Source organism: Amycolatopsis vastitatis, from assembly GCF_002234595.1.
Taxonomy (GTDB): domain Bacteria; phylum Actinomycetota; class Actinomycetes; order Mycobacteriales; family Pseudonocardiaceae; genus Amycolatopsis; species Amycolatopsis vastitatis.
In genome coordinates this window covers 1-23,161 of the sequence record NZ_NMUL01000030.1, presented here as the reverse complement: position 1 = coordinate 23,161, position 23,161 = coordinate 1, and the positions used below count along the sequence as shown (strand labels likewise).

Here is a 23,161-nt window from a genome sequence, read left to right as displayed (position 1 = left end):
CCGGTCGACGTGCCCGGCCGCGACTTCGGTGATGCCGCCTCCGCCTGAGATTTCTGTGTCAGTCAGCCGAGGTAGAAGTCCTTGCGGGCGGCGACGAACTCCTCGACGGTCAGGGGCCGCTTCCCGGTGATGCGTTCGACGTCGGCGGTCGCCCTGTCGTAACGGTTCGCGCGGTGCAGCTTGGCCATGGGGACGTCCACATAGGTCACCGTGCGGTCGAGTGCCTCGGAGAACTCCTGGGCTACGTCGGTCATGTCGAGCGCCCGCGGTCCGGTCAGCTCGGCGGCTGGGTGGCGTACTGGAGCCGGCTGCTCTCCCGGTGTGGCGGCAGCACCATGTTCCGGGCGATCTGGGCGGCGTAGGCCGCGCCGTGGTCGGAACGGACGAGGTGCAGGCCGAGAGCGACACACATTCCCACCGAGAACGCCCCCGGCGAGATCGCCCGCGCTCTCATCGAGTTCTTCGTCGAGTAGCGGAAATCCGATTGGCCGTCCATATCGGCGGCACGATGATGGACCGGTGCCCGGAGACGTGTGGCCGGAAGAGGTGAAGTCCGGGCTCACCGCCGACGACGTCCTGATCCCCGGCTCTCGTGAGGGGCAACGCCGTTGAGAACCGGCATCGCCCCTCACGAGTCCTCCCCCGGCAGGCGGAGGATCAGCCGAGGTCGCGCAGGTACACGTTGGGGGTCCACATGTCGGTGCCGGTCGCGAAGTTGGTGGCGACGGACTGGAACGCGACGTGCTTGCCGTCGGCCGAGATCGACGGTGTCGCGGAGTTTCCGTTGCCCTCCGCGCCGTTCCCGGCGACGCTGGCCCGGGTCGTGGTCGCGGTGTCGCGGTCACGGACGAACACGTCCCCCACGCTGTTGCGGTCGAACGGCACGAGTCTCCACGCGAAGGAGTCGAACGCCGTGTACCGGCCGTCGGCCGCGATGGACGGCCGGACGCCCTGGGTGGTGCCGTCGCTGTCCTGGCCGCCCGTGTAAAGGACGTTCAGCCGGGTGACCGTCGACGTCTGCCGGTCGACCAGGAAGTTGTCGACCTTGCCGTTGGTGTCCCCCGGATTCGGCAGCAGGTTCTCCGCAGCCGACTGGTAGGCGACGTAACGCCCGTCGACCGACATCGTGGAGAAGTTGCTGGCGCCTTGCCCTTGGTCACCGTGGGCGTTGACGCTCACCCGATCGGTCAGCCCGGTCAGCTTGTCGTGCACGAACACGTCGGTCGCCTGGTTCGTGTCGGAGCTGGTCAGGGTCGTGGCGTCGGATTCGAACGTGACGTAGCGGCCGTCGGCCGCGATCGACGGCAGCTGGCTCGCGCCCCTGACCTCCATGCCGCTCGAATCGACGCTGACGCGGACGGTACGGTCCGACTGCTGGTCGTACTCGAAGACGTCCCGGACGCGGTTCGTGTCGCCGGCGACGAGATTGCCGGCGAACGAGTCGTACGCGATGAACCGCCCGTCGGCCGAGATCGCCGGATGGAGACTGTCATCGTTGCCGGGCGCGCCCAGCAACCCGCCGCTGACCCGGCTCGTCCACCCGATCAACCGGTCGTGGACGAACACGTCCCGGAACACGTTGGTGTCGCCCGGAACCAGGTTCCTCGAGTCCGACACGAACGCGACGTAACGGCCGTCGGCCGAAATGGACGGTGCCCAGCTGGCGCCGTTCCCCTCGGCACCGTTGCGGTCGACGCTGACGCGGGTGGTCACCCCGGCCACCCGGTCCCGCACGAACACGTCGTCGACTCCGTTGGTGTCGCCGCCGACGAGGTTCCGGGCCGAGGACCTGAAGGCCACATACCGTCCGTCGGCGGACACCGACGGCTCCCCGCTCGCCCCGGCGCCCGGCTTGCCGTCGACGGCGACGCTGATCAACGTGGTGGAGGCCACGGTGGCGGCGTCCGCAGTGCCACCCGTGCCACCCGGTACCAGCGCCGCGATGGTCGCCGCGCAGAGGGCGAGTCCGACTGTGCCGCGGCCGGTTCTGTGACTTCTCATCATTGCCTTTCTCTGCTCAAAAAGAAAACCGAGGTTCACCGAGTCGGCTGGACCGGCTGGAACCGTTCGTTGACGAAGCCGTAGCAGGGGTTCTGCACCAACCGGCGGTAGTTGTCGGTGTTGATGCCGTCCACCGAAAGGCACAGGCCGCTGTTCACGTTCTGGAACTCCGCGACGCCGTAGTAGTTGTCCCAGAGCATCCGCCACTGCTGGTTCGTGCCGACGAGGCAGGTGTACTGGATGATGGGGTTTCCCTGGTTCATTCCGTAGGCGTAGTCGTCCAGGCACTTGCCGGTGCGCACGTTCTGGAGCCAGAACACGGCGGGATCGTCGGTGGCCTGTCCCATCCGCCATCGCTGGTTGTTGCCGTACTGGCACGAAAACTGGTCGACCGGGGCGAAGTCGTCGAGACGTCCCTTGTCGACCTGCAGGCACTTGAGGCCGCCGATCCAGCTGGCATCATTGGTCCACCAGGCCAGCACGTCGCCGCTCACCGGCGGGTAGATGGTGTGGTCGGCATGCGCGGGCACGGCACCGGCCAGCACGAGTGCGGCGGTCGCGAGCGGAACGAGCACGGCGGTGCGGATCACGCGAGGTAGCTGAAGCATGCGCGAACCCTAGGGATCACCCCACGTCCGGCTCCAGGCGGAACCGGCGGAAAAGTCGGCAGAACCGGACTGTTTCCCGCCGATCAGCGGTCCGCGGCCATCGCCGGGTGCGCGCGGACGCGGGCCTGATCCGGCAGGCCGATGGGGAACGTCAGCGCCTCGCGGAACAGCCGGGCGGCGCCACCCGCGTCGCCGTCGGCGGCGGCCGTCTCGCCGAGGGCGAGCAGCGCGAGCCCGGTCGCCTGGGCGTGTTCGGCCCGCCGGGCCAGTTCCAGCGCCCGCCGGGCAGTGGTGGTGGCGTCGTCCCAGCGGGCCAGGCCTGCCTGGGATTGGGCCAGCAGGGCCAGCGCGAAGGCCTCCGAGCCCGGTTCGCCGAGAGCGGCGAACGTGGCGGCGGCCTCGGTCAGCAGGGTGGCCGCGCCGGCGTGGTCGCCGGTGTCGTTCCGCACGGCGCCGAGGTTGAGCTGAGCCACCGCGACGCCGCGCCGGTCGCCCAGCTCGCGCTTACGGCGCAGCGCAGCGGCGTGATATCCGATCGCTTCGGCGAACGCGCCGCGGTCGTGCGCCAGCGCACCCAGGTTGTTCAGCGCGATCGTCTCGCGGCGCGCGTCGCCCATGGTCCTCGCCTGGTCCAGCACGCCGGTGTACGCGGCCGCGGCGTCGTCGTACCGGCCGGCGAACTTGTGGGCGTTGCCGATCAGGGTCAGCGTCGCGGCCCGGCCGTCCGGGTCGGCGCCGAACGCCTCGGCGGCGGATGCGGCCAGAGCCAGCGCCACCTCCGGGTCGCCGCTCTCGTTGGCGGTGACCGCGGCGCCGTGCCACGCCCACGCCCGGGCCTGCTCGGTGAGCGCGGCACCGGCCACCCCCGTGAGCATCCGCCGTCCCTCGGCGAACCGCCCCCGGGCCACGTAGTGCTTGGTCAGTGCGCGCACGGTTTCCACGCACAACAGGGTCGGCGCGGCGTCGACGGCTTGCTGGATCGCGGCCCGTACGTTGTCCTGCTCATCGCCCAGCCGGGGATCGCCATCGCGGACCAGGCGCAGGAAGTGCCCGGCGTGCGCGTCGCGATCGCCCGCTCCGGTGAGCTGGTCCTCGACGACCTCTCGGATGGTGTCCAGCATGCCGATCCGCGGATAGCCGGCCCGTTCGGTGACGGTGACCAGGCTGTGCGCGGCCAGCGTCGCCAGCGAATGCGGCGGTGCGCCCAGCACGGCCTCGACGTCGACCGGGTCAGCGCCGCCGGAGAACGCGCCCAGCAGGCCGAACAACCGCCGGTCGGGATCGGTGAGCCCGCGCGTGCTCCATTCGACCGTGCGGCGCAGGCTGACATGCCGGTCGGCCAGGTCCACCGTGTCGCCGTGCAGGTCGCGGACCTGGGCGAGCACCTGGGCCGGTGCCTGGATGCGCAGCCGCGCGGCGGCCAGCTCCAGGGCGAGCGGCAGGCCGTCGAGACGGCGGCACAGCGCCGCGACCGCGACGGCGTTGTCCCCGGTGAGCGCGAACCCGGGCCGGACCGCGGCGGTGCGTTCGACCAGCAGCTGGACGGCCGCGTTGCCGGCCAGGCCCGCCGGGTCGTCACTGTCCGGAGTGGACAATGGGCCCAATGGCCAGAGGTGTTCCCCCCGCAGTCGCAACGGCGACCGGCTGGTCACCAGGACGGTCAGCCCCGGGCACCCGGCCAGCAGCGTGGCCACGGTGGTGGCCGCCGCGGCCACGTGCTCGAAACTGTCGAGCACCAGCAACCATCGCCCGTCGCCGATCAGCGTGGCCGGGTCGGGCGTCCGCAGGGACTCGGCCAGCGCCTGCGGGACGTCGTCGGCGTCCCGCAGGGCGCTCAGGTCGAGGCCGTGCACGGATTCGAACCGGCTCGCCGCCCGCCAGCCGGCCTCGAGAGCGAGGCGGGTCTTGCCGACCCCGCCCGTGCCGGTGATCGTGACCAGCCGCACCGGCGGATCCTGGACCAGCCGGAGCACCGCGGCGAGATCGTCGGCCCGGCCGACGATCGAGGTGACCGGTGCGGGCAACGCCGGGCGGGCCGCCGTCCGCCTGCGGCGGGTGTCCGGCGGCGGCGCCGTCCGGGCGGTCCGGGCGAACGCCTCCTGCTCCTCCGGCGTCAGGCCCAGCGCCCCGATGAGCGCACGCAGTGTTTCGCGCTGCGGACGCCGGGTGGCGCCCCGCTCGATCTCCCCGATCGCCCGGACGCTGATCCCGCTCAGCTCCGCCAACTGCTCCTGCGAGAGACCGCGGCTGCTCCGCAGCCCTGCCAGCATCTCGGCCAACGCCATCTGCCCCCGGTGCACCGCCACATAGTAAAGACGGCTGCGGAAGCGCCGCGATTCGCTTCCCAGGACTCGTCACCGGCAAAGCCGGCTCTTGAGCGAAGTGGACGTTTTCGCCCTCCCGACCGGACAAATCGGGCATAGCATGAGCGATGAGAGACGGCCCGGCTGGAGCAACAGCGCGTCGAGGTCCGTGCGCGATGTGGGCGAGCCCGGTGTCATCGTCGCCTCACCGCCACGCGCGCGGAGGCGTTCACGAGTACCCGGCACGTCGGACCTGAACGGCAACGGCATCAGCTACGAGATCGGCGGCGAGCAGTACCTTGCGGTGTTCGCCGTCGGCAGCGGCCTGCCTGCGCCGGCATCCCGAAGGGCGACCCGGCGCGATGGAGAACACGGTGGCGCAGACGGCGATGTCGCCGCAGAACCTGACAGTCCCGGTGGGCACAGAGATCACGTTCGTCAACCCACGAGCAACCGCAAGATCGTCGTGACCTGGCCGGGAAAGGCACGGCGACCCTCGTCGAGACGAGCCGTTCAACCGTTCGGTTGAACGTGAATTCGACCGTCGCCGCGCCCGACCGCAGCTTCCGGGTGACGCGGCGGGTGGGGCAGGAGCGCCAAAGTGGACAGTGCCCGTGGTGTCGGGTGCGCGATCTTCCCCTGCCAGCAGAAAGGTCTCATCGTGTCGAACTCACTCAGCCGACGACGTGTCCTCACCACCGGAGCCGGCGCCGCACTCGGCCTCGGCGTGCTCGCGGCCACCTCGGCTCCTGCCTCGGCCTCCCCAGCCGGGAGCGCGGGTGAGGAGACCAAGTCCCTCGACGAGCTGTACCAGGACGCCATCGCCGAGGGCGGCAAGCTGGTCGTCTACGCCGGCGGCGACACCGCGGCCCAGGGCAACGGCGTCCGGGCGGCCTTCAAGAACCGCTTCCCGGCCATCGACTTCGACTACATCGTGGACTACAGCAAGTACCACGACGTCCGCGTCGACAACCAGCTGGCCACGGGCACGCTCGTCCCCGACGTCGTCCAGCTGCAGACGCTGCAGGACTTCGACCGCTGGAAGGCGTTGGGACGCCTCATGCACTACAAGCCCGCCGGCTTCTCGAAGCTGTACAACGGCTTCCGGGACCCACAGGCCGCGTGGGTCTCGGTCACGGTGATCGCGTTCAGCTACTCCTACAGCACCACGGCGCTCGGATCGAACGGTCCGAAGACCCCGCTCGACCTGGTCGACCCGGCCTGGAAGGGCAAGATCGCCTCCTCCTACCCCAACGACGACGACGCGGTGCTCTTCCTCTACTCCCTGTACGCGCAGACGTACGGATGGGACTGGGTGGCGAAGCTGGCCGCCCAGGACGTGCGGTTCGCCCGCGGCACCAACTCGCCGGGTGAGGCGGTCAACAGCGGACTGAAGGCGATCGGCGTCGGCGGCTCCGGCTCGGCGGTCGCGTCCTCGTCGCCGGTGAAGTGGGTCATCGCCGACGGCCACCCGTTCATGGCCTGGGGACAGCGGGCCGCGATCCTGAACCAGGCGAAACACCCGGCCGCGGCCAAGCTGTACCTGAACTTCGCGCTGTCGCTCGACAACCAGAAGTCCTCGTTCAACGGCTGGTCCGTGCGCACCGACGTCACGCCGCCCGCAGGGCTGAAGCCGATCTGGGAGTACCCGAACGCGCACGTGGACGCCTTCCCCCGGTTCATGGCGGACCGGGCCGAGCTGGAGCGCCGGCGGCAGACGTTCGCGCTGTACTTCGGCGAGGTCCAGGGCGCTCCGACCCCCGGCTGGCTCGGCCTGCACCCGGGGGCGTAGCCGGCCGCGAGGCCGTGACCTGCAGGGCGAGATGAACTTCACCTCGCCGGTCCCGGCGCGGCGGTTAGGATGGTGATGATCATCCGTCTGGACCACCTGCCGCCGGGAGACCCGTCGTGCTCGGATTCGGCCTCACCGGAGTTCCGCCGCGCCACCGCCGGTTCGCGCTGACGAGTGGAGCGCACCTGGCGTTCTTCGCGCTCGTCGGGGTGGCCCTGATTCGGCTCGACACCGCTTACGGGGCGCTGTGCTGGGCAATCGTCACGCTCAGCGGGCTGCTCGCGGTCGTCTACGTCGTGGGACAGACGTGGCGGGGCGGCCTGAGCACGCCTTGGGGCCTGGCCTGGGTCGCGGCGCTGGTGGTCCTCTGGGCCCTGATCATCGTGCTCGCGCCCGCACCGCTGACCGACGCGTACGTCTGGTGCGCCGTCCCCGTGGCGTATGCCGGCCTGCACGTGCTCGATCACCGGGCGGGCCCGATCACGGTCGCCGTGATCACCGTCGTGCTCGTCGGGAGGCAGGTCGCGGCCGCCGGCCCGTTCGCGCTGGAGGCGGCAGTGGTCCCGGTGGTGGCCCTGTGGACCACCCTGGCGCTCCACCGGGCTCAGCAGCGAAACGCCGCCGAGCGGCAGCGTCTGGTGGACGACCTGCGTAGCACGCGCGACGTGCTGGCCGAAGAGCAGCGCCGCGCCGGCATGCTGGAGGAACGCGCCCGCATCGCCCGTGACCTGCACGACTCCCTCGTGCAGGAGCTCTCCGGCAGCGTGCTGATGCTGCAGGCGACCGAGCGGAACTGGCCGGATCGGGAAGACGCGGCACGCGCCCGGGTCCGGGAGGTCGTGGACCGGCTCCAGGACGAGCTCGCCGAAACGCGCCGGGTCATCCGCGACCTCGCCCCGTCGGCTCTCGGCGAGTCCGGGTTGGACGGAGCGCTGCGGCTGCTGTGCGCTCGCGCCCACCAGGACGGCACGGCCGCCCAGGTGCGGTTCCAGGTGGTCGGCACGGCGGACTGCCCCCTGGACGAACAGACCGCCGCCACCCTGTTCCGCGTGGCCCAGAGCGTGCTTGCGAACGTACGCGAACACGCGCACGCGGTGAACGTGCAGGTCACCCTCCGCCGGCACCCGGACCTCGTCGAACTGGAGATCAGCGACGACGGCGCCGGCTTCGACCCGGCCGAGCGGACTTCCCGGACCGGCCGCGGACTCGGCCTCCCTGCCGCCCGGACCCGGCTCGACCGGCACGGCGGTGCCCTCGACGTCGACAGCACCCCGGGCCGGGGCACCCGGGTGACGGCCATGGTGCCCGCGCAGGTCGGTCCGGCGATCCCGGCAGGCGTTCGATGACCACGGCGCGGCTGCGCCTGCTGATCGCGGACGACCACGCCGTGGTCAGGGCCGGGCTACGCGCCTTGCTGGAGGGCGAGGAAGACTTCGAAGTGGCCGGCGAGGCGAGCAGCGGCGAAGACGCCGTGCGGCTCGCCGGGCAGCTGGTGCCGGACGTCGTCCTGATGGACCTGCGGTTCGCAGGGGCGAACCAAGGTATCGACGGGGTCGAGGCCATCCGCCGGCTGGCCATCGCGGCACCGAGGGTGCCCGTGGTGATGCTGACCAGCTATGCCGGCCGCGCCGACGCCGTCCGCGCCTTGGGGGCAGGCGCCCGGGGCTACGTGCTGAAGGCGGGGCCGCCCGAGGAACTGTTCCGGGCCGTTCGCAGCGCCGCGACCGGCGGCCTGGGCCTCGCCCCGGAGATCGTCGACGGCCTGGTCGGCCAGGTCGTGAGCCCCGACCCGGACCTGACCACACGAGAGATCGAAGTCATCCGATTGCTGGCGAGCGGCCGCAGCAACCGGGCCATCGCCGAAGCCCTGTTCCTCAGCGAAGCCACCGTCAAAACCCACCTCGTCCGCATCTACCGCAAGCTCGGAGCCGACAACCGCGCGGCCGCCGTCTCCGAAGCCGTCCGCCGGGGCCTGCTGGAACTCACCTGAGACCCGCGCCGTCGCTCACCTGCGGTCAGTCCGACGACCGGCTCGATGGATCGGACCGGGTCGTCGTGGCGTCCGGGGTCAGCCGATGTGGGCACCCTGCGGCCCGTCGGTGGCCATCTCGGTGTGCTTCAAGTTGAGGAAGGCCCAGATGATGGCCGGCGTCGCCAGCATCAGCCGCGCCGCGTCGGCCCGGGGCGCGCAGGCGCTCTGCAACCGGTTTGGCGGCACAGCCTGGACCAGAGCGTGACTCGGCCGATGCGGGCCCTGGGGAGGAAGCTGGTCCGTCCGCGGCCGTGGTGGCGGGCGACGAGTCGGTGACCTTCGCTGCTCAGCCGAACCCTGCTCGCCGGTGGCGAGCAGGGTTCGGCTGAGCCGGGCGCCGCTGAATGAGTTCGGACTCAAGAGCGGGGCGACGGCACCTCACGGTGCCGTCGCAGAACTTGATTTTCGCTCCGGACCGACCGGCTGCCAAGTCTCCCAGTACGCCGAGCAGTGAGCGGACTGCCAACCCGGGGACGCGCCCGTTCTCGACTAGTCACCGCCCGAGCTTGCGTCCCGAATGCCCGAGGCGCGAGGGGCATTCGGGGCCCCGCGGGTCGTACGACCAGACCGACTTGGCGTGCTGGAGAACGATGAGCCATCTGGTCGCGTCCATGGCCGCCACTCTGGCGACGCCAGGGCTACCAGCCGGTCCGGCAGGCGTGAGAGGATCAAGGCCCAATCAATGAACGACCCAGGACCACGTGGACGACATCGTGCACGATCATCCAACGCCCTCCGACGAGACTCAGGTCCAGGAGCACGCCTGGCCGACGGGCAGCTTCTTGGCACGCCTTGCCACGAGTGTGCGATCCGACCTCCTCGACCAAGGCGCCAAGCGAGTTTACCGACCCGGCGCGCACCTCATTCACGAAGGCGATTTGTCGACCTACGTAATGGTTCTGACCAAAGGCATGGCCAAGGTGACGGCAGCGACGCCGGAAGGACACGTGACGCTGCTTTCGATACGCGTCGCGGGGGACATCGTCGGAGAACTGGCGCCGATCGGTGATGCGCCACGTAACGCCACAGTGACGGCCGCCACGGAGGTGCACGCTGTCGTCATCACTGGTGACACGTTTGTCGGCTTCCTCGGCAGGCACCCGATCGTCAGCCTGGAGATGATGCGCGTTATCTCGGAAAAGCTGCGGTCCGCGACCCGGGTTCGAGTCGCGACAGGCGGCTACCCGGTGGCGGCACGCCTGGCGCAGGTCATCCGGGAACTCGGCGACTCTTATGGCACCGTGAGTGAGAGTATGATTACGATCAGTATACCGCTCGCGCAGGCTGAACTGGCCGCATTGGTGGGTTCATCCGATGCCGCAGTCCACAAGGCGCTCCAGCAACTCCGCCACGACGGGGTGATCAAAACCGGGTACCGGCAGTTGCACATCCTGGACCGGGCAAGGTTGGCCGACATTGCAGATCAAGTGATCCCCGCAGCTGGCGTGGCGGACCGACGGGCTACCACCCCCGAAAGTCCGCCACGCAGGGGCAGCCAGGCTCGGCGAAGAGACAAGGCTTCCAATACCGGAGAGTAGGTCGAACACCGCGACTAGACTTTAGAAAAGTAGTAAGTCTCGGCCAGTCCGTCTACCAGGCAGTACGCGCTAGAACCTTGTACAAGTACGCCATCTGGCAAGATTTTTGACGTTCAGTCCTTGGCGCCGAAGCTCTCAAGCCTTACCCTTGATGCCAGCTCGACCAGCGTGGTTCAGCCTCCCTACCAAGGCGCACGAGCCCCGCAGGCCGGTCGAGTACAGGCTCGGCGGAGCGAAAGGTGCCTCTATGGATCATCAAGTAATTCTCGTCGTCACGACCGCATTGGTCGCGCTGGCGGTCGTAGCGCTCGCCTGGTTCACACTCGCCGAGATGGCCAAGGCAACCCCGGTCAAGCTCGCCACCGGCCTGACGGCCCTGGCGGCGTTCGCCGGAGCTGTTGCGACGATCATGGCGGTGCTCAGGCCCTGAAGGCAGCGATGAACGGTCATGAGAAAGCTCCGGCGCGGCGCGACATCGTCGAACACCATCCGCTGATCCGGCGCCTTCTCAACTCGGGACTCCCCGCGCGCGACCTGCTCGTCGCGGGGAGCGCCCCGCTGCTGCTACACGGGTGCCGAAAGCGGATCAACGACTTGGACGTCGTCGCCCGCGGGGAAGCATGGACCCTGGCGCAAAACTGGGGCGCCGCCGAGCTCGCCCCTTATCAGGGCGGCAGGCAGGTGAACGCGGTGCGACCGGCCGAGCTGGAGATCGAGATCTTCGACGGGTGGTTCCCCTGGCTGTTCGACGACCATGACGTGTTCGACCGCGCGGAGATCGTCAGCGGCGTCCGCTTCATGTCGCTCGCGAATACTTTCCACTGGAAGAGCCATCTCGCCAGGGAAAAAGATCTCAAAGATCTTGAACTCATCGCGAAGAAATACCCCAGCCGCTTCGGTCGAGAGCGAGCTTTCGCGGCGTAAGCCACGAAGGAAGAACGGCCGACAAGGGAGCGTAACAACGGTCCCGGATAAGGCGACACTGTAGTCGACCTCTCGCCAGAAGAAAGACGCCACGCGCCACCATTCGAGCCGATTCACTTCTCTGCGCCGTGATCCTGCCTTCCGCATCGACACGAAGATCGTGCACCACGTATCCCGATCCAAATTCTATCGACGAGGGTCTCAGTGGAGAACGTACCTACCGCACGCGAACCCAAAACAAGGAACTGGCCCGCCGGAAGTTTCGCCGAGAAGCTGCTGCCCGTCGCATTGACCGAACTCCTCGAACTCGGCCGTGAAATTCGTCACCCGGCGGGCTCGCAGCTTATTCGGGAAGGCCAAGAGGCAGACTTTGTCCTGTTCATCCTGGCCGGCCAGGCGAAGGTGGTGATCAGCGACGGGCACGGAAATGATCTTCTCCTCTCGGTAGTCGGCCCAGGCGAGTTGATTGGAGAGATGGCTTGCATGGAAGGGGTTGCACGGTCAGCGACAGTGATCTCTCTCAACCCGGTCCACTCGCGCAAGATCGCCGCGAGCACCTTTCTGGAATTCGTCGAGAAGCGTCCAAGAATGGCAATAGCAGTTGCGTCGCTGATCAGCAAGAGATTGCGCAATGCCGACCAGAGGCGCCTCATGCTCACCGCCAGCCAGGTGACCGCACGACTGGCGCGCATGATCAGGATGATTTCTCCCTTGTTTGCGAACGTCGGCGAACCCACGAAGATACCCTTGAGCCAGAACGAGTGGGCACAGCTGATCAACGCGGCAGAGGTATCCGTACAACGCGCGTTCCGCGAACTGCGGAACAGCAAGATCATCAATACCGAGTACCGGACGTTGATCGTGCCCTGCATGCCGTGCCTGGACAGGTTCACGCAGCCGCAGGAAAAAAACGTGCAGAATCCCATCATGGGATGTGGTGGCACCGATCGTCATCGCTCAGAGTGATCGCTACTCCCCTGAACGGCTCAATCCGTTCTCAAGAAGACCAACGAGGTGCCATGACTTCACAGCCGCTTCCCGGAACCGTCCTCAGGCTGGACATCGCCGAATCGAGCCGAGGGCGGATAGCAAGATCCGCCCATCTGGACGAGACTCTCCAGTCCACGTTGGACAAGGTGCTCGCCGACGTTCCCGACGAGTACGCCGCAGCGTCGTGGTTCCGCAGGATCGATGGCGACAGCGCGACCTTGGCCCTGCCTGCCGCGGTGCCCAAGCCCTGGATCGCGGCCGACCTGATCCGGCTGATGAAGGTGGCACTGCGGCAGGCGAACCGGCACTTCAACGACGACGGCCGGCTGCGGCTGCGCGCCGCCGTCGACCACGGGGACCTGGTCGTCGGCGACCAGAACATCGCCGGCGTTCCCGTTCACACCACCGCGCGGCTCATCGACTCGGAAGATCTCCGCAATGAACTCCGCCGCTCCCCCCAGGACGACTTGGCCCTGATCGTGTCCGACCGCTTCTACCACGAGGTGGTCGGTGAAGAGGCCCAGGACCTCGACGCCCGGACGTTCTACCCGACCGACTTCGAGGTCAAGGGAAACGCGGTGAGGGGCTGGATCCGCCGCGGAGCCGCGGCCCACGAAGCAGGCGTTCCCGGCAACCCGCCGATCCCGCACCACGCCGAGCCCCGTTCGACCTACTCGGCGCGCTCGGAGCACGGCACGGCAATCGCTCACTTGGAGCAGACCGGCGAGACCATCACCAACGACTTCTGACCGATGCGGACGACCAGTGGATGAGACGACCGACCCTGAACCGGATCCGGTGCCCGATCCCGAGCCGGGTCCCGAACCGGGTGCGACAGAACCCGAACCAGAGCACGACGAGCCGGCTCCACCGAGCACCGCGAAAGCCGCGCCGGTGGAAGACACGGAGGAAAGCCAGGCGGAAACCGACGCCGACACCTTGGCCGCGCGGACCATCCGCGAGCACGAGCGACGTGCCTACCACTCGACCCACGACGAGGAACGAGTACGCGCGCAGAGTCACCACGGAACCGCGGTCGGGAAGTTCACCCAAACCGCCCGCGAGATCACCAATCAAACCACTTACTACGGGCTGGAGAGGGGTAACCAGGCGGCGAGCGGCTCGCTCCCGGAGCCGTACGTGAAGCAGAAGCAGGCGACGCATTCACCGCCCGAGGAGTTCGAACGCCTTCTCGACATTCTTGACGAGCATCGGATCGCCTATGTGATGGGAGGTAAGGACACCGGGCGGTTCACCTCCGCGTGCGTGGCCCTGGCGAATCGGGTCGGCGCGGGGAAGGTGCTGTCCATCGCGCCTGGTGGGGGTACCTCGTTGCCGGAGATCGTCGATACCCCAAGTGTCGTCGAAGACGGCTGCGGCCACGTCCTCGAGCTGTCCTCGGCCGAGTCGGTCACAAAACAGGCACTGGCGGCCGTGGGCGGCCGGCTGAAGACGCACGAGGCCTACCTGGTCGTCATCGGCCCGCCGGCGCGGATGGTGGACAGCGGCCTCGGCGACTACGCGGTCGGGCACAGTACGCCCGATGCCAGGGACGTCCTCGAACGCCACCTGACACAGCTGATCGACGACACCTACTCGAAAAAGTGCCTCGAGTCGCCTGCCCTAGCCGAATACCTCGGCACCTCGCCCTTACCGGGCGAGGTGAGGCACCTCGCCGTCCAGCTCGCCGAAGGTCGTGCCAAGGGCGCCAAACCCGAGGAGGCCTTGGACAAGCTTGCGAGCCGGCTGCGAAAACATGCGGATGACCTGCTGCGTGTCACCAAGGAGGCACCGGCCAAAGCCATTGAGGTCCGCGCACACCTGCGCAAACTCGCCTTCCGCATCGCCTACGTTCTCTTCCACGGCAATCAGCTGACCGTCGTATCCGAGGTCGCGTCCAGTCTCTACGTCGCTCTGTCACCGCCGGGGCGGCCTGCGCCCACGAGTTCCCTGTTCGACGGTGGGTTGGAGTCGCTGCTCGGCGGCACCACCGTCCTTTCCCCGGCCGGCGAAACCGGCTCGGAGGGCAGAAGGTCCCGTGCGGCTGGAGGCAATCCCGCGTTGGCGGAGGCTGTGCTGTCAGTGGTCTGGAGCGACTACGACCAAGTGCGGGACCGATTACTGCCCTGGCTGCTCTTTTTGGGCGGAAGTCCGCAAGACCGGATCCGGATCCGCGCGGCCTACACCGCCGGCCGGCTGCTGACCTACGACTTCACCTACGTCTACCGCAATCTGGTCCGAGGCTGGGCGTTGTCACCGAAGCTCGCCCACCGGCAGTCGGCGGCTCTCGCTATGGAGTTCGCGAAGGACGATCCCGAGCTGACCGACCGGGTCCGGCGTCAGGTCCGGGACTGGGCCTACAGTGAGAGCCCTCGGATGCGGGACGCCGCCGCTCGTGCCTACGGTACGACTTTGGGGCGGTTGCTCCACACCGATGCGCTGCTGCACCTCCGGTTCATCGCGGAGAACGTTGTGCAGACAAGCAGCCTCGCGGTCCCCGCCGCCATCGCGGAGATATACCAGCCGGAGACCCGGGACGCCGTTCTCGCCGAGCTCGGCAGCTGGGCGGAGAGCAACCAGCGCGCGATCAAGGTGCAGGCCGCCCGGTCGATGCTGCTGCTGGCCCGGTTCGACGCCGTGGAGGACGAGACTTGGCCCGCGTTGCTGCACCAGAACCACTACGGGGACCAATCCGAAGATCCCCTGCGGAACATTTGGCGGACTGCCCTCTCCGACCCGGTCACCGCGCGCACGGCCTGGCGGACCATAGCCGAGTGGCTGGTCCGGGCCGACGGCCGAGGCGAGCTCGAAGACGTGACCTTGGCGTTCGCGAGCAGGATCCTCAGTGAACCGCCCATGCGAAACCGCGCGCTTTGGGTGTGCCGGAATGTCTGGCGCGAAAACTATCAGAACTTGACGATCTGGGACCGGCTGTCGGCCGAGATCAAGAAAGGATGACGATGGGCACGAACGAGTCCGAAGAACGTCCCGGCTTCTTGCGGCACATACGCAACTGGTTCAGCTGGAAACGACCGTCGAAATCAGATGCGGTCGGCCCGAACACTGCGGTCAGCACCACTCCGGATCGTGAACTCTCCGAACGCAGGACGTCCGAAAAGCCTCTGGAAGTGCCCGCTCTCGGCGATGTATTCAGCTTCATGGTGGACCACGAATTCGTGTGGACCGCGCGGGGGCTGAGCCAGGACACGCTCGCCGACCGGGTGAACACCTATACGGACAGTGCGACCAGGAGCTTGTTCAACGCCATCTGGCCGATCGGCCGCACGATCAGCCCCAGCCGACCGGAAGAGGCCGAGGCGGCGATCAACAAGAACTTGCGGACTTGGTGTTACGAGGACGGTCAGGTGTCCTGCACGGCGACCGTGTACGTCCACGCGGATCAGCGTGTGCGGGACAAGCAACTGCCGCTGTGGGAACGCTACGTCGAAATGGAACTGCGGGAACGCTTGGAACTGCGGAGGATCGAGCAGATCCGCACACTGCTCACGGAATGGTGCCAATTGATCGAACAGTTCGAGGCGACGCCCGCCGTCGTCCAAGCATCACGATTGGTAGACGCGCCCTTTGCCGAGGTGCAACGAGATTTGTCCCAGGAGCGGACGGAACGCAGCCTGGACCTCATCGGACTCCTGCGAACGGCTCGGGATGCACACGCTCACCTCGGCCTGTACGAGTTCGCGATTTCGTACGACAACGCACTACGCTCTTTCCAAAAGGAATCCGGACTCACCGCACTGGCGAACAACGGCGACGTGAACGGGAGCCAATCATGATGCGCATCATCGCGTTGGTGATCGCGGCTGCCGTCGCGGCGTCGACCTTGTCGGCGTGTGTAAGCGCCAAACAGGCTGCCTGTGGGGACAACACCGTGACGGCGACCCCATCGGACGGCCAGACGGTCGTGTTGATCGACGCCTCGAACTCGGTCCGGGCAGACGGCAAAGGGGGCACCGCGCCCGACTACGCGGATGCCCTGAAAGACGCGATCGCGGCCGCGGTCGCGCGGAACGATTTCGTCACGGTGGGTACTTTCGACGGCTCTCCGTCCACGGTCGACTTCCCCACCGAGAACTACGTCACCAAATCCACTCGGAACAATGAGGGGCACCAGACCGAGGACGCCCAAACCGCGAGAACTTGTCTGGCAAACGCCCTGAAAGCGGCGCTGGCACAAGAACCGAAAAGCTCCGGATCGGACATCCTCGCCGCTGTGGACATGGCCCGTGAAAAACTCGCCAAGTCCACCGGGCCGAAGACGATAGTCATCGCAACGGACGGTGTCCCGACAACGGGCTGCGCCGACCTGACCCACGTCACCATCGGCGACCAGGCAAGCATCGAACGGGTCGTCGAGAACTGCCGGCCGTCACTGCGGCTCCGGCCGAACCTCAACGGAATCACGTTGGAAATGATCGGCATCGGTCGATCGGCAAGCGATCTTTCCCAGCCAACATATGTTCAGCTCAGTTGGCTACAGGACCTGTGGTCGAAGCTCTGCGAAGTCCTCAAAACAAAAGAAGCGTGCTCCGTGTCGACTGCACCCATCAAATCCGGGACGGATCGGCGACGCGGCACGGAACAAAAGTCTGCCGACCCGGTGGTCAAGTATCCGCCGGACGACGAGGGATACAAAACTGCGAATGGCGGCGTGGCGTTCACTTTGAGCGCCGACGCGTTATTCTCGCCCAACTCGGACCGAATCAAACGGGATGCTGAAGCCAGCCTGGTCGGCATCGCCCAGCAGATCGCCGGTCGCAAGGACACTCATGTGGACGTCAATGGTTACACCGAGGCGCAGGCCGATGAGCAGCTGAACCTCGATCTTGCCACCCGGCGGGCGAACGCCGTCAAGAACTGGCTCAATGCACACGGAGTCACCGGTACAGCCGCACACGGCAGTGCCGGAACCGCACCGAACTGCCACCCGAAGCCACAGAACGACACCGAACGGCAATGCAACCGACGCGTCGACATCGTCGCCACGAAGTGACCGAGGAAGGCAAAGCATGACGGAAAACGGCTCGAGTCGGGTGATCGCGCCGGCCTCTCTGCCATTTTTTCCGGCCAAGGGATGCCCGCCATCGGTGCCGTGCGGCGCACCACCGATCGAGCGAACTGCCGACCGGGCACCTTACGACCGCCAAGAGCTCAGCAATCTCGAAGGAGCGCGACTGACCCGCGCGGTGGTGGACGCGACCGCAGAGATCGACGAGGCCCGACCGGCGATCTCCGGCGAACTCGAGAACTTGGAGTGCGCCCGAAGGCAAGCCGAGCAGGCCGTAGCCGACCTGAAGTTCTTCGCGGCCGGCGGGGAATGCGCGACGAGCCGACGGGAGCTGGATGCGCTACGGGAATCACATGACAGCGACGGCGCCGAAACGCGGCTTCTCCGGCCACGTTGGCTGCCTTACTTGCTGTGGATCACTCTTGTTGCCAATGGGTTGTACGATACGATGTTCTTTTCCACGACTTGGCGGCAACTGGCCGATGTCTCCAATGAAGCATGGACCGTACCGTGGGCCATCTCGTTCTTGCCAGGGTTTACTATCACCGCGGCTTTGCTCATCAGTGGCCACCAACTCGCCGTCATGGTTGCACGAAAAAGAGCAATCGAGGAGCGGTCGAAATTTCGGATACGATGGCGCCGGAAGGGATTGTTATCCTGGCGTCAAGTCACTGAGACCCGGGACCAAAAAGCTACGCCATGGCCAATATGGGGAATTGCAATTTCGTTCACTCTCCTTGTTCTCTCCACGGTAGGTGCATGGGCACTCATCAGGGCCGTCCAGGCCGAAACGGCCGGCAGCGTATCCATCAACCCCGTCTACTTCGTTCTCATTCTCCTCATGTTCTCAATTACGGCGATAGTCGCGGAAATCGCCCACCACAACCCCGCCGCGGACAACGAGAAGAGAGTGCACGGGTTGATGACCAAGACCGAAGTGCGTCGCGACGCACTGATCACACGAGCACGCGAAGCACTCGTCGGCTTCACGACCGTTCACAAGCAGCTCGCGCTCCTACTGGAAAGCTTGCAAGGACGCGCCCATCGTCACCTCGACTTGGCCTGGGCGGCGATCCTCGAAGAGCGGGACGGCCACGGCTTGGCCGGAGACATGGCTCCGGAGTTTTCAAATCAGGACGAGGCGGAAGCCCGCTTCGACGGCATGCGGGAACCACAGATCCGAAGCGCTCTGTTGACGTCGGCCAAGCAGGCGCTCGAGGAAAACGCTCCCACGGCCATCGATAAGGAGATGCAACAGCTATTCGATGAACTGGCTGGTCAGACGCGAAGCAGTCTCGTCGAGGCCGCCACACCGACAGACCCATCACCGTCATAGCGTGCCAAGCTCCAGAAGGGTGCGGCCGGTGTTCAACCGATCACCGGCCCCGCTCCGACGTCTGCCAACGGCACGTCTTGCCGGGATCACTCATCCAACCTCAGCTGACGCCGTGATGATCGGCTGTCATCGGGCGCAACGCATCGCTGACCTGGCCTCTTGAGGGGGCCTCGACCATGTGGTCGGTGAGCGATCACACGCGTCCTACCTCACCAACGGCCTTCCCCGGCTAGGGCGCGTAGGACGCGTATATCGGACCTGCACTCGTTGATGGAACAGCTGTAAGCCGACTCGCATTCGGCGTGACTGCTGGGCAGCCTTCTCGCTCGACCACCGCGGCGGTGACCTGCACCCGCCCTCGATCTCCGTGACGCCGGCCGGGGTGGCGATCAGCCGGACCTTCGAACCGACCAGGACGGGCCCGGGAACCGCACCTTTTCAGGCCGCGGCTCACCGAGAGCGGTTCCGGCTCATCGCGTGGGGCGGACTCCAGCAACCGGGCGACGGCGGATCACCTGTGGTCCGGCCAGCTACCTCCCCCGTCCCCCCACGTTGGCGGCACCCGAACCGTCACCGGCGAGAGTGCTCGACACAGTCGGCGACGTCGCTGCGCTTCTTCGGGCTCCGACACCGGCAAGCCTCGCGGTCACCAGCCCGGAACTCCACGCGACACGAGTACAACCAACCTTCCTTGCCGAGGCACTAGCCGACCATTACGACGGGTGGTTCCTTGGTGCCGTCGGACGCGATGACGGCGTACCTGTCGCTCACCTTGCGCAAATCGACGTCGTGGACCCACCACTCACCGCGGACCGGGAGCGTCGCCGTTACGGCGCCGTCGGTCGGTGACAGCTCGTTGAGGTAGAGCCTGTCGGTCGCCACCACCAGTCCGCCGGTCGTCGACTCGACCGTGACCACGTCACCGTCGATGGCGGTGCGCCACACCTGTGTCCCGGTCTTCAGCGAGAACGCGGCCACGGCAGTGCGCCGGTCCTCACCAGGGGCGCTGACGGGGGCGATCAACAGGCCGTCCCGGACGACCAGCGGGCGGACCGGTCGCGCCCGCCAGTAGGTCTGCTCGACCGGCGGCATGTCGTAGTCCGGACCGGAGCGGGGGATGCGGGCCTGCACCTGTCCCTCGTCGCTGAAGGAGATGACGACGTCCTCGGTCCGGCTGCCCTCCTCGACCGCGCGCACCACGACCGGGCGCGCCGCCAGCAGCGCCACCGAGGCCATCGGCGGTTCGACCGGCACCTCCGCCCGCCAGCGTTCCCGCCCGCTCGCCGGGTCCACAACGACCACGTGCAGGCCCGCGTTCTCGCAGGAAACCAGCATGGCCACCTGGTCGGCACTCGCCGCCACCCCGGCAGGTGTGCACCCCGGTTCAACGTCGAGGCGCCATCGTTCGTCGTGCTCTCGCAGCCCCACGCCCCTCAGCCCGGTGGGTTCGGTGAAGACCGCGAGCCCCGAGGCGACCGCCAGCTCGTCGCCGGCCATTGCGGGGCCGTACGGGCGGTCGCTCGCCGTCCGGGCCAGCTGCCACAGGGACTTGCCCGTGCGCAGGTCCATCGCCACGACGGTCGCGCACGGCCGGCCGTCGGCCGCCCACGCGACCAGGCCGACGCCGTCCTCGACGTCCCGGCTCATCGTGCACAGCGCCTGGCGGCCCGGGACCTCCGTCGTCCAGGCGGTCCCCGTGGTGGTGTAGCCGATCAGCCGGTCGGTACGGGCCCGCACCACGAGGTCGCCGTCGACCCAGCTGCCCGCACCCATCACGTCGGCAGGCCGGTCGAGCGGGGCGGACCACCGCACCTCCAGGAACTGTCCGCGCAGTCCGTCGTAGACCAGCGCACCCGGCCAGACGCCGGCCAGCACCCCGACGACGGCGATGATCGCGCTCCAGCGGCGGCGCCGTGGCAGAGCCCCCCGCTTCTCGAGGGCGCTGTGCACGAATGCCAGTCCGCCCAGCCCCGCGAAGGTGCACCCGAAGGCGAGCAACAGCACCCCGGTCAGCCCCTGCGGGCAGGGTCCCTTGAACCGGCCGCAGTTGCCACCCGCCTCACTGCTCAGCGCGGTCCACCCGAGCACGTGGAGCACGATCCCCATGCCCAGCACCGCCGCGGCAAGCGCGAAACCCGCCTTCAGGACAGGCGCGCGTCTCCTCGGGGGAGGCGGACTCGGCGTCTCGGAGGGTTGTGCAGCGGACACGGGTCGCCGGCGGAGGTTCGGCCTGCGTCTGCGGCGTCGCCGATCGGCCTTGTTCACGGTGACCCCCCGCTCCTGACCTCAACGAACGCGGGACGATACCAAGATCGGCAACCGGGGAGATGAACGGGACCGTGAACCGGCAGCAGCCTCCCGGCCCGGCGATCCGTCGACCGGATGCATTCGGTACCGATGCGCGGTGCTCCGGCCGGGCGTCGTCCAGCCGCCGGTGATCGACTCCACGTCGCGCCGCGGCAGAAGTGCGTTCGTCTGCACTCGACAAGGCGATCTGTCCGGCCTGAAGTCCGCGTCGACCTACCAAGGCGAAGTCATCCGGTTCAAGCAAACGCCGATGCCGCACCTCACGTCATGCCAACCCATCAGCGAGGTCCTCGCTGTCGAGGAGCAGGGCCGGTTGTGGGAGCAGGAGTTCGGCAATTCGATCATGGACGAGACCGGCCTGATCACCAAGGGCGGCAACTACTGCTGGCCGGCGTGCGAAGGCCCGTCCGGGACGTGCGGTACGGCGCGCTTCATCGCCCCGAAGCGAACGACTTCCGTGCCGTCGACAAGCTTTCGCCGGACCTGATCATTCCGCGGGTTCGACCGGCGACGTCCCATTCGGCGTGGCAGGTCTGCCGAGTGCGGTGGCGCAGCAGGGCGTGGCATTCCCGTTGGGTGATGACGGACAGCCAACCGGGCAGTGCGGCGGGCGTGCGCAGGTCGGCCAGGTGGGTCACCAGCCGCAGCCAGACCACGCCGGCCACGTCGTCGGTATCCGCGGCGGCCATGCCGTAACGGCGGCATGCCGACCGCACCAGCGGGGTGTAGCGCCGCACAATTTCCTGCCAACTGGATGGGTTGCCGCGCACCGCATCGTGCACCAGACGCGCCACGAGATCGTCGTTGTTCGACATGGTGTCTCCATCGGTGAGGATTCGGCCGCCTTTCCGACCGGAATCGGTGTCCGCCTTTCTAAGCGGTCCAGCCTGCAGGCCGCCTGCAATGCACATGCAGGAGCGGCGCCCGGGTGCAGCGACGACGGATCGCGCCACGGCGTCGCTGGGGACAGATTCACACGACGATCGCGGGAGTCCTCGCCGCCGGCACGTCCGGGCGCTGACTACCGCTTCGTGAGCAGCCGGGTCTGTTCGCGCAGGACGTCGACCTACGTCGGTCCAACAGGTCACCGAGTCGGCCGCCGAGCAGCAGCAGGCTGCCGAACGCCAGGGCGTAACCCGTGATGACCCACTGCGGCTGCCGTCGCTGAAGCCGAGGTCTTGCTGCGCCTCGGGCAGCGCGATGTTCACGACGGTCGCATCGAGCATGACCAGCACCCACCAGCGCACGGCATGTGACCCGCGAAGGCACTGAGAGCTGCGCTGCCGAGCTGCCCGGCACCGGATACCCCGGCGCCGGGCAGCTCGGCAGTGGTCACTCCCCCGCGTTCAGCAACGCGGCCAGTACCTCGGGCCGTTCCAGGGCGATGAAGTGGCCCGCTCCCGGCACCTGGGTGAAGGCGGCGTCGGGCAGCAGGTCCTTGTTGGCCTGCCGGTCCGAGGGCCGGGACCAGTCCTTCTCGCCGTAGACGAGGTGGATCGGCGCCTTGATTTCGGGGTAGCGCGAGCGGGCCGCGATGAGGCTGGGCAGGTTCTGGTAGACGCCCCGGGCCACGGTGGCGTAGCCGGGACGCTTGCCCACCTGGAGGAGTTCGTCCAGGTAGTCCTCCCGCAGAGCGCCCTTGTCGCCGAGCCCGCCCCGCAGCATCCTGCGCATCGCGGCCTTCGGTTCCACCCCGGCGATCACCGGGCCCACGCCCGGCGCGAGGACGCCGGCGACGACCACCCGGGCGAGGAGGCCGGATCGGGCGATGCCGCCGGCGAAGTCGTAGGCGTTGACCGCGATGACGCGCCGGACCCGGTCGGGCAGGTCGGCCGCGGTGGTCAGGGCGAGCACCGCGCCCATGGACTCGCCCAGCAGCGTCACGTCGTCGAGGTCGAGTTCGGCGAAGAGCCGTTCGACGCCCGCACGCATCGCCGGCTCTTCGTAGGACGCACCGGGCACGATCTCGGAGTACCCCATCCCCGGGAGGTCGAGCGCGTAGACAGTGTGCTGGTCCCCGATCGAGGGGATGAGGTAGCGGAAGTGCTCGGCCTGCGTGCGCACGGTGTGCAGCAGGACCACGGGAGCGCCGGTGCCCGCCTTGAGGTAGCGCAACGTCCCCTCGTGCTGTCCTCGGGCGGCGAGGGTGTGGCTGGTGGTGCCGGGAATGTGGATCGTCGGACTCGACGTCTGCTCGGGCATTGCGCCTGCTCCTGGGATGACACAGCTGGAAACCGTTCGGTTTCCAGCAGGGTAAACCGAACGGTTTCCCACGGCAAGCCGAAGTGGCCCGTACCGGCAGCG

21 protein-coding genes and 2 pseudogenes are annotated in these 23,161 nt (G+C 67.7%); 13 read left to right on the top strand and 10 right to left on the bottom strand.

The features are described 5' to 3' along the window. Positions 1–62: 62 nt before the first annotated feature. The 5 genes from CF165_RS26980 to CF165_RS26960 form a co-directional block, all read right to left on the bottom strand. Positions 63–254 (bottom strand): hypothetical protein, encoded by a 192-nt coding sequence (locus CF165_RS26980; protein WP_205660989.1) that lies wholly within the window; start codon positions 252–254, stop codon positions 63–65. 20 nt (positions 255–274) lie between these two features. Beyond that, positions 275–496 carry a hypothetical protein gene (locus CF165_RS53660; protein ID WP_093950375.1) on the bottom strand — a complete coding sequence of 74 codons (222 nt, stop codon included), beginning with the start codon at positions 494–496 and terminating at the stop codon, positions 275–277. 161 nt (positions 497–657) lie between these two features. Further along, positions 658–2,001: a TolB family protein gene (locus tag CF165_RS26970; RefSeq protein WP_240521804.1), complete on the bottom strand. Its 1,344-nt coding sequence runs from the start codon at positions 1,999–2,001 to the stop codon at positions 658–660. A gap of 35 nt (positions 2,002–2,036) precedes the next feature. Then, complete coding sequence (locus CF165_RS26965; protein ID WP_240521803.1) at positions 2,037–2,609, bottom strand: RICIN domain-containing protein; 573 nt, start codon at positions 2,607–2,609, stop codon at positions 2,037–2,039. A gap of 83 nt (positions 2,610–2,692) precedes the next feature. Then, positions 2,693–4,909: an ATP-binding protein gene (locus CF165_RS26960; RefSeq protein ID WP_240521802.1), complete on the bottom strand. Its 2,217-nt coding sequence runs from the start codon at positions 4,907–4,909 to the stop codon at positions 2,693–2,695. Positions 4,910–5,573: 664 nt separating this feature from the next. Between CF165_RS26960 and CF165_RS26955 the strand changes: the two genes are divergently transcribed. From CF165_RS26955 to CF165_RS26945, 3 genes are all read left to right on the top strand, one after another. Then, on the top strand, positions 5,574–6,704 hold the full coding sequence (locus CF165_RS26955; protein WP_093950614.1) for an ABC transporter substrate-binding protein: 1,131 nt from the start codon (positions 5,574–5,576) through the stop codon (positions 6,702–6,704). 116 nt (positions 6,705–6,820) lie between these two features. After that, a complete protein-coding gene (locus tag CF165_RS26950) occupies positions 6,821–8,050 on the top strand; it encodes a sensor histidine kinase (protein ID WP_093950371.1) in 1,230 nt (409 codons plus the stop codon). Continuing rightward, complete coding sequence (locus CF165_RS26945) at positions 8,047–8,694, top strand: response regulator (protein ID WP_093950370.1); 648 nt, start codon at positions 8,047–8,049, stop codon at positions 8,692–8,694. The genes CF165_RS26950 and CF165_RS26945 overlap by 4 nt, the downstream gene beginning before the upstream one ends. A gap of 78 nt (positions 8,695–8,772) precedes the next feature. On the opposite strand, the gene CF165_RS53470 is transcribed toward CF165_RS26945, so the two are convergent. Further along, positions 8,773–8,907, bottom strand: coding sequence for a hypothetical protein (locus CF165_RS53470; protein ID WP_276209743.1), 135 nt, complete (start codon positions 8,905–8,907; stop codon positions 8,773–8,775). 530 nt (positions 8,908–9,437) lie between these two features. Here CF165_RS53470 and CF165_RS26940 point away from each other — a divergent pair. From CF165_RS26940 to CF165_RS26905, 9 genes are all read left to right on the top strand, one after another. Then, positions 9,438–10,274 carry a Crp/Fnr family transcriptional regulator gene (locus CF165_RS26940; RefSeq protein WP_093950369.1) on the top strand — a complete coding sequence of 279 codons (837 nt, stop codon included), beginning with the start codon at positions 9,438–9,440 and terminating at the stop codon, positions 10,272–10,274. 247 nt (positions 10,275–10,521) lie between these two features. Next, positions 10,522–10,704 (top strand): hypothetical protein, encoded by a 183-nt coding sequence (locus tag CF165_RS26935; protein WP_093950368.1) that lies wholly within the window; start codon positions 10,522–10,524, stop codon positions 10,702–10,704. An 8-nt stretch (positions 10,705–10,712) separates the two neighbouring features. Further along, on the top strand, positions 10,713–11,198 hold the full coding sequence (locus CF165_RS26930) for a hypothetical protein (RefSeq protein ID WP_093950367.1): 486 nt from the start codon (positions 10,713–10,715) through the stop codon (positions 11,196–11,198). Positions 11,199–11,402: 204 nt separating this feature from the next. After that, on the top strand, positions 11,403–12,164 hold the full coding sequence (locus CF165_RS26925; protein ID WP_093950366.1) for a Crp/Fnr family transcriptional regulator: 762 nt from the start codon (positions 11,403–11,405) through the stop codon (positions 12,162–12,164). Positions 12,165–12,217: 53 nt separating this feature from the next. After that, on the top strand, positions 12,218–12,937 hold the full coding sequence (locus CF165_RS26920) for a hypothetical protein (protein WP_143268681.1): 720 nt from the start codon (positions 12,218–12,220) through the stop codon (positions 12,935–12,937). A 16-nt stretch (positions 12,938–12,953) separates the two neighbouring features. Continuing rightward, positions 12,954–15,146, top strand: a complete 2,193-nt coding sequence (locus CF165_RS26915) for a hypothetical protein (protein ID WP_143268680.1) — start codon at positions 12,954–12,956, stop codon at positions 15,144–15,146. 2 nt (positions 15,147–15,148) lie between these two features. Next, positions 15,149–15,982, top strand: coding sequence for a hypothetical protein (locus CF165_RS51295; RefSeq protein ID WP_158226837.1), 834 nt, complete (start codon positions 15,149–15,151; stop codon positions 15,980–15,982). Beyond that, entirely contained in the window at positions 15,979–17,199 is a 1,221-nt protein-coding gene (locus tag CF165_RS26910) for an OmpA family protein (protein WP_158226836.1), read from the top strand. Before CF165_RS51295 ends, CF165_RS26910 begins: the two co-directional genes overlap by 4 nt. A 16-nt stretch (positions 17,200–17,215) precedes the next feature. Continuing rightward, positions 17,216–18,550, top strand: a complete 1,335-nt coding sequence (locus CF165_RS26905) for a hypothetical protein (protein WP_143268679.1) — start codon at positions 17,216–17,218, stop codon at positions 18,548–18,550. A 702-nt stretch (positions 18,551–19,252) separates the two neighbouring features. Here the strand turns inward: CF165_RS26905 and CF165_RS26900 are convergent. Continuing rightward, positions 19,253–20,656, bottom strand: a complete 1,404-nt coding sequence (locus CF165_RS26900) for an outer membrane protein assembly factor BamB family protein (RefSeq protein ID WP_093950361.1) — start codon at positions 20,654–20,656, stop codon at positions 19,253–19,255. A gap of 490 nt (positions 20,657–21,146) precedes the next feature. Here CF165_RS26900 and CF165_RS50405 point away from each other — a divergent pair. Next, positions 21,147–21,329 (top strand): annotated as a pseudogene (locus CF165_RS50405) (PQQ-dependent sugar dehydrogenase); the annotation flags it as partial. Here CF165_RS50405 and CF165_RS26890 read toward each other — a convergent pair. The 3 genes and pseudogenes from CF165_RS26890 to CF165_RS26880 form a co-directional block, all read right to left on the bottom strand. Further along, the gene (locus tag CF165_RS26890; RefSeq protein ID WP_158226835.1) at positions 21,289–21,672 is read right to left on the bottom strand and encodes an RNA polymerase sigma factor; all 384 of its coding nucleotides are present in this window, start codon (positions 21,670–21,672) and stop codon (positions 21,289–21,291) included. The pseudogene CF165_RS50405 and the gene CF165_RS26890 overlap by 41 nt on opposite strands. A gap of 247 nt (positions 21,673–21,919) precedes the next feature. Then, positions 21,920–22,083: pseudogene (locus tag CF165_RS52800) on the bottom strand (MFS transporter); the annotation flags it as partial. Between the two features lie 106 nt (positions 22,084–22,189). Next, the gene (locus CF165_RS26880; protein WP_093950358.1) at positions 22,190–23,059 is read right to left on the bottom strand and encodes an alpha/beta fold hydrolase; all 870 of its coding nucleotides are present in this window, start codon (positions 23,057–23,059) and stop codon (positions 22,190–22,192) included. Between the last annotated feature and the right edge of the window lie 102 nt (positions 23,060–23,161).

Excerpts from the sequence above, each read along its gene's own strand:
- CF165_RS53660 (WP_093950375.1), bottom strand. The coding sequence starts at position 496 with ATGGACGGCCAATCGGATTTCCGCTACTCGACGAAGAACTCGATGAGA.
- CF165_RS26880 (WP_093950358.1), bottom strand. The coding sequence starts at position 23,059 with ATGCCCGAGCAGACGTCGAGTCCGACGATCCACATTCCCGGCACCACC.
- CF165_RS26945 (WP_093950370.1), top strand. The coding sequence starts at position 8,047 with ATGACCACGGCGCGGCTGCGCCTGCTGATCGCGGACGACCACGCCGTG.
- CF165_RS26900 (WP_093950361.1), bottom strand. The coding sequence starts at position 20,656 with ATGGGGATCGTGCTCCACGTGCTCGGGTGGACCGCGCTGAGCAGTGAG.
- CF165_RS26910 (WP_158226836.1), top strand. The coding sequence starts at position 15,979 with ATGATGCGCATCATCGCGTTGGTGATCGCGGCTGCCGTCGCGGCGTCG.
- CF165_RS51295 (WP_158226837.1), top strand. The coding sequence starts at position 15,149 with ATGGGCACGAACGAGTCCGAAGAACGTCCCGGCTTCTTGCGGCACATA.
- CF165_RS26905 (WP_143268679.1), top strand. The coding sequence starts at position 17,216 with ATGACGGAAAACGGCTCGAGTCGGGTGATCGCGCCGGCCTCTCTGCCA.
- CF165_RS26930 (WP_093950367.1), top strand. The coding sequence starts at position 10,713 with ATGAACGGTCATGAGAAAGCTCCGGCGCGGCGCGACATCGTCGAACAC.
- CF165_RS26980 (WP_205660989.1), bottom strand. The coding sequence starts at position 254 with ATGACCGACGTAGCCCAGGAGTTCTCCGAGGCACTCGACCGCACGGTG.
- CF165_RS26965 (WP_240521803.1), bottom strand. The coding sequence starts at position 2,609 with ATGCTTCAGCTACCTCGCGTGATCCGCACCGCCGTGCTCGTTCCGCTC.
- CF165_RS26890 (WP_158226835.1), bottom strand. The coding sequence starts at position 21,672 with ATGTCGAACAACGACGATCTCGTGGCGCGTCTGGTGCACGATGCGGTG.
- CF165_RS26970 (WP_240521804.1), bottom strand. The coding sequence starts at position 2,001 with ATGAGAAGTCACAGAACCGGCCGCGGCACAGTCGGACTCGCCCTCTGC.
- CF165_RS26920 (WP_143268681.1), top strand. The coding sequence starts at position 12,218 with ATGACTTCACAGCCGCTTCCCGGAACCGTCCTCAGGCTGGACATCGCC.
- CF165_RS26935 (WP_093950368.1), top strand. The coding sequence starts at position 10,522 with ATGGATCATCAAGTAATTCTCGTCGTCACGACCGCATTGGTCGCGCTG.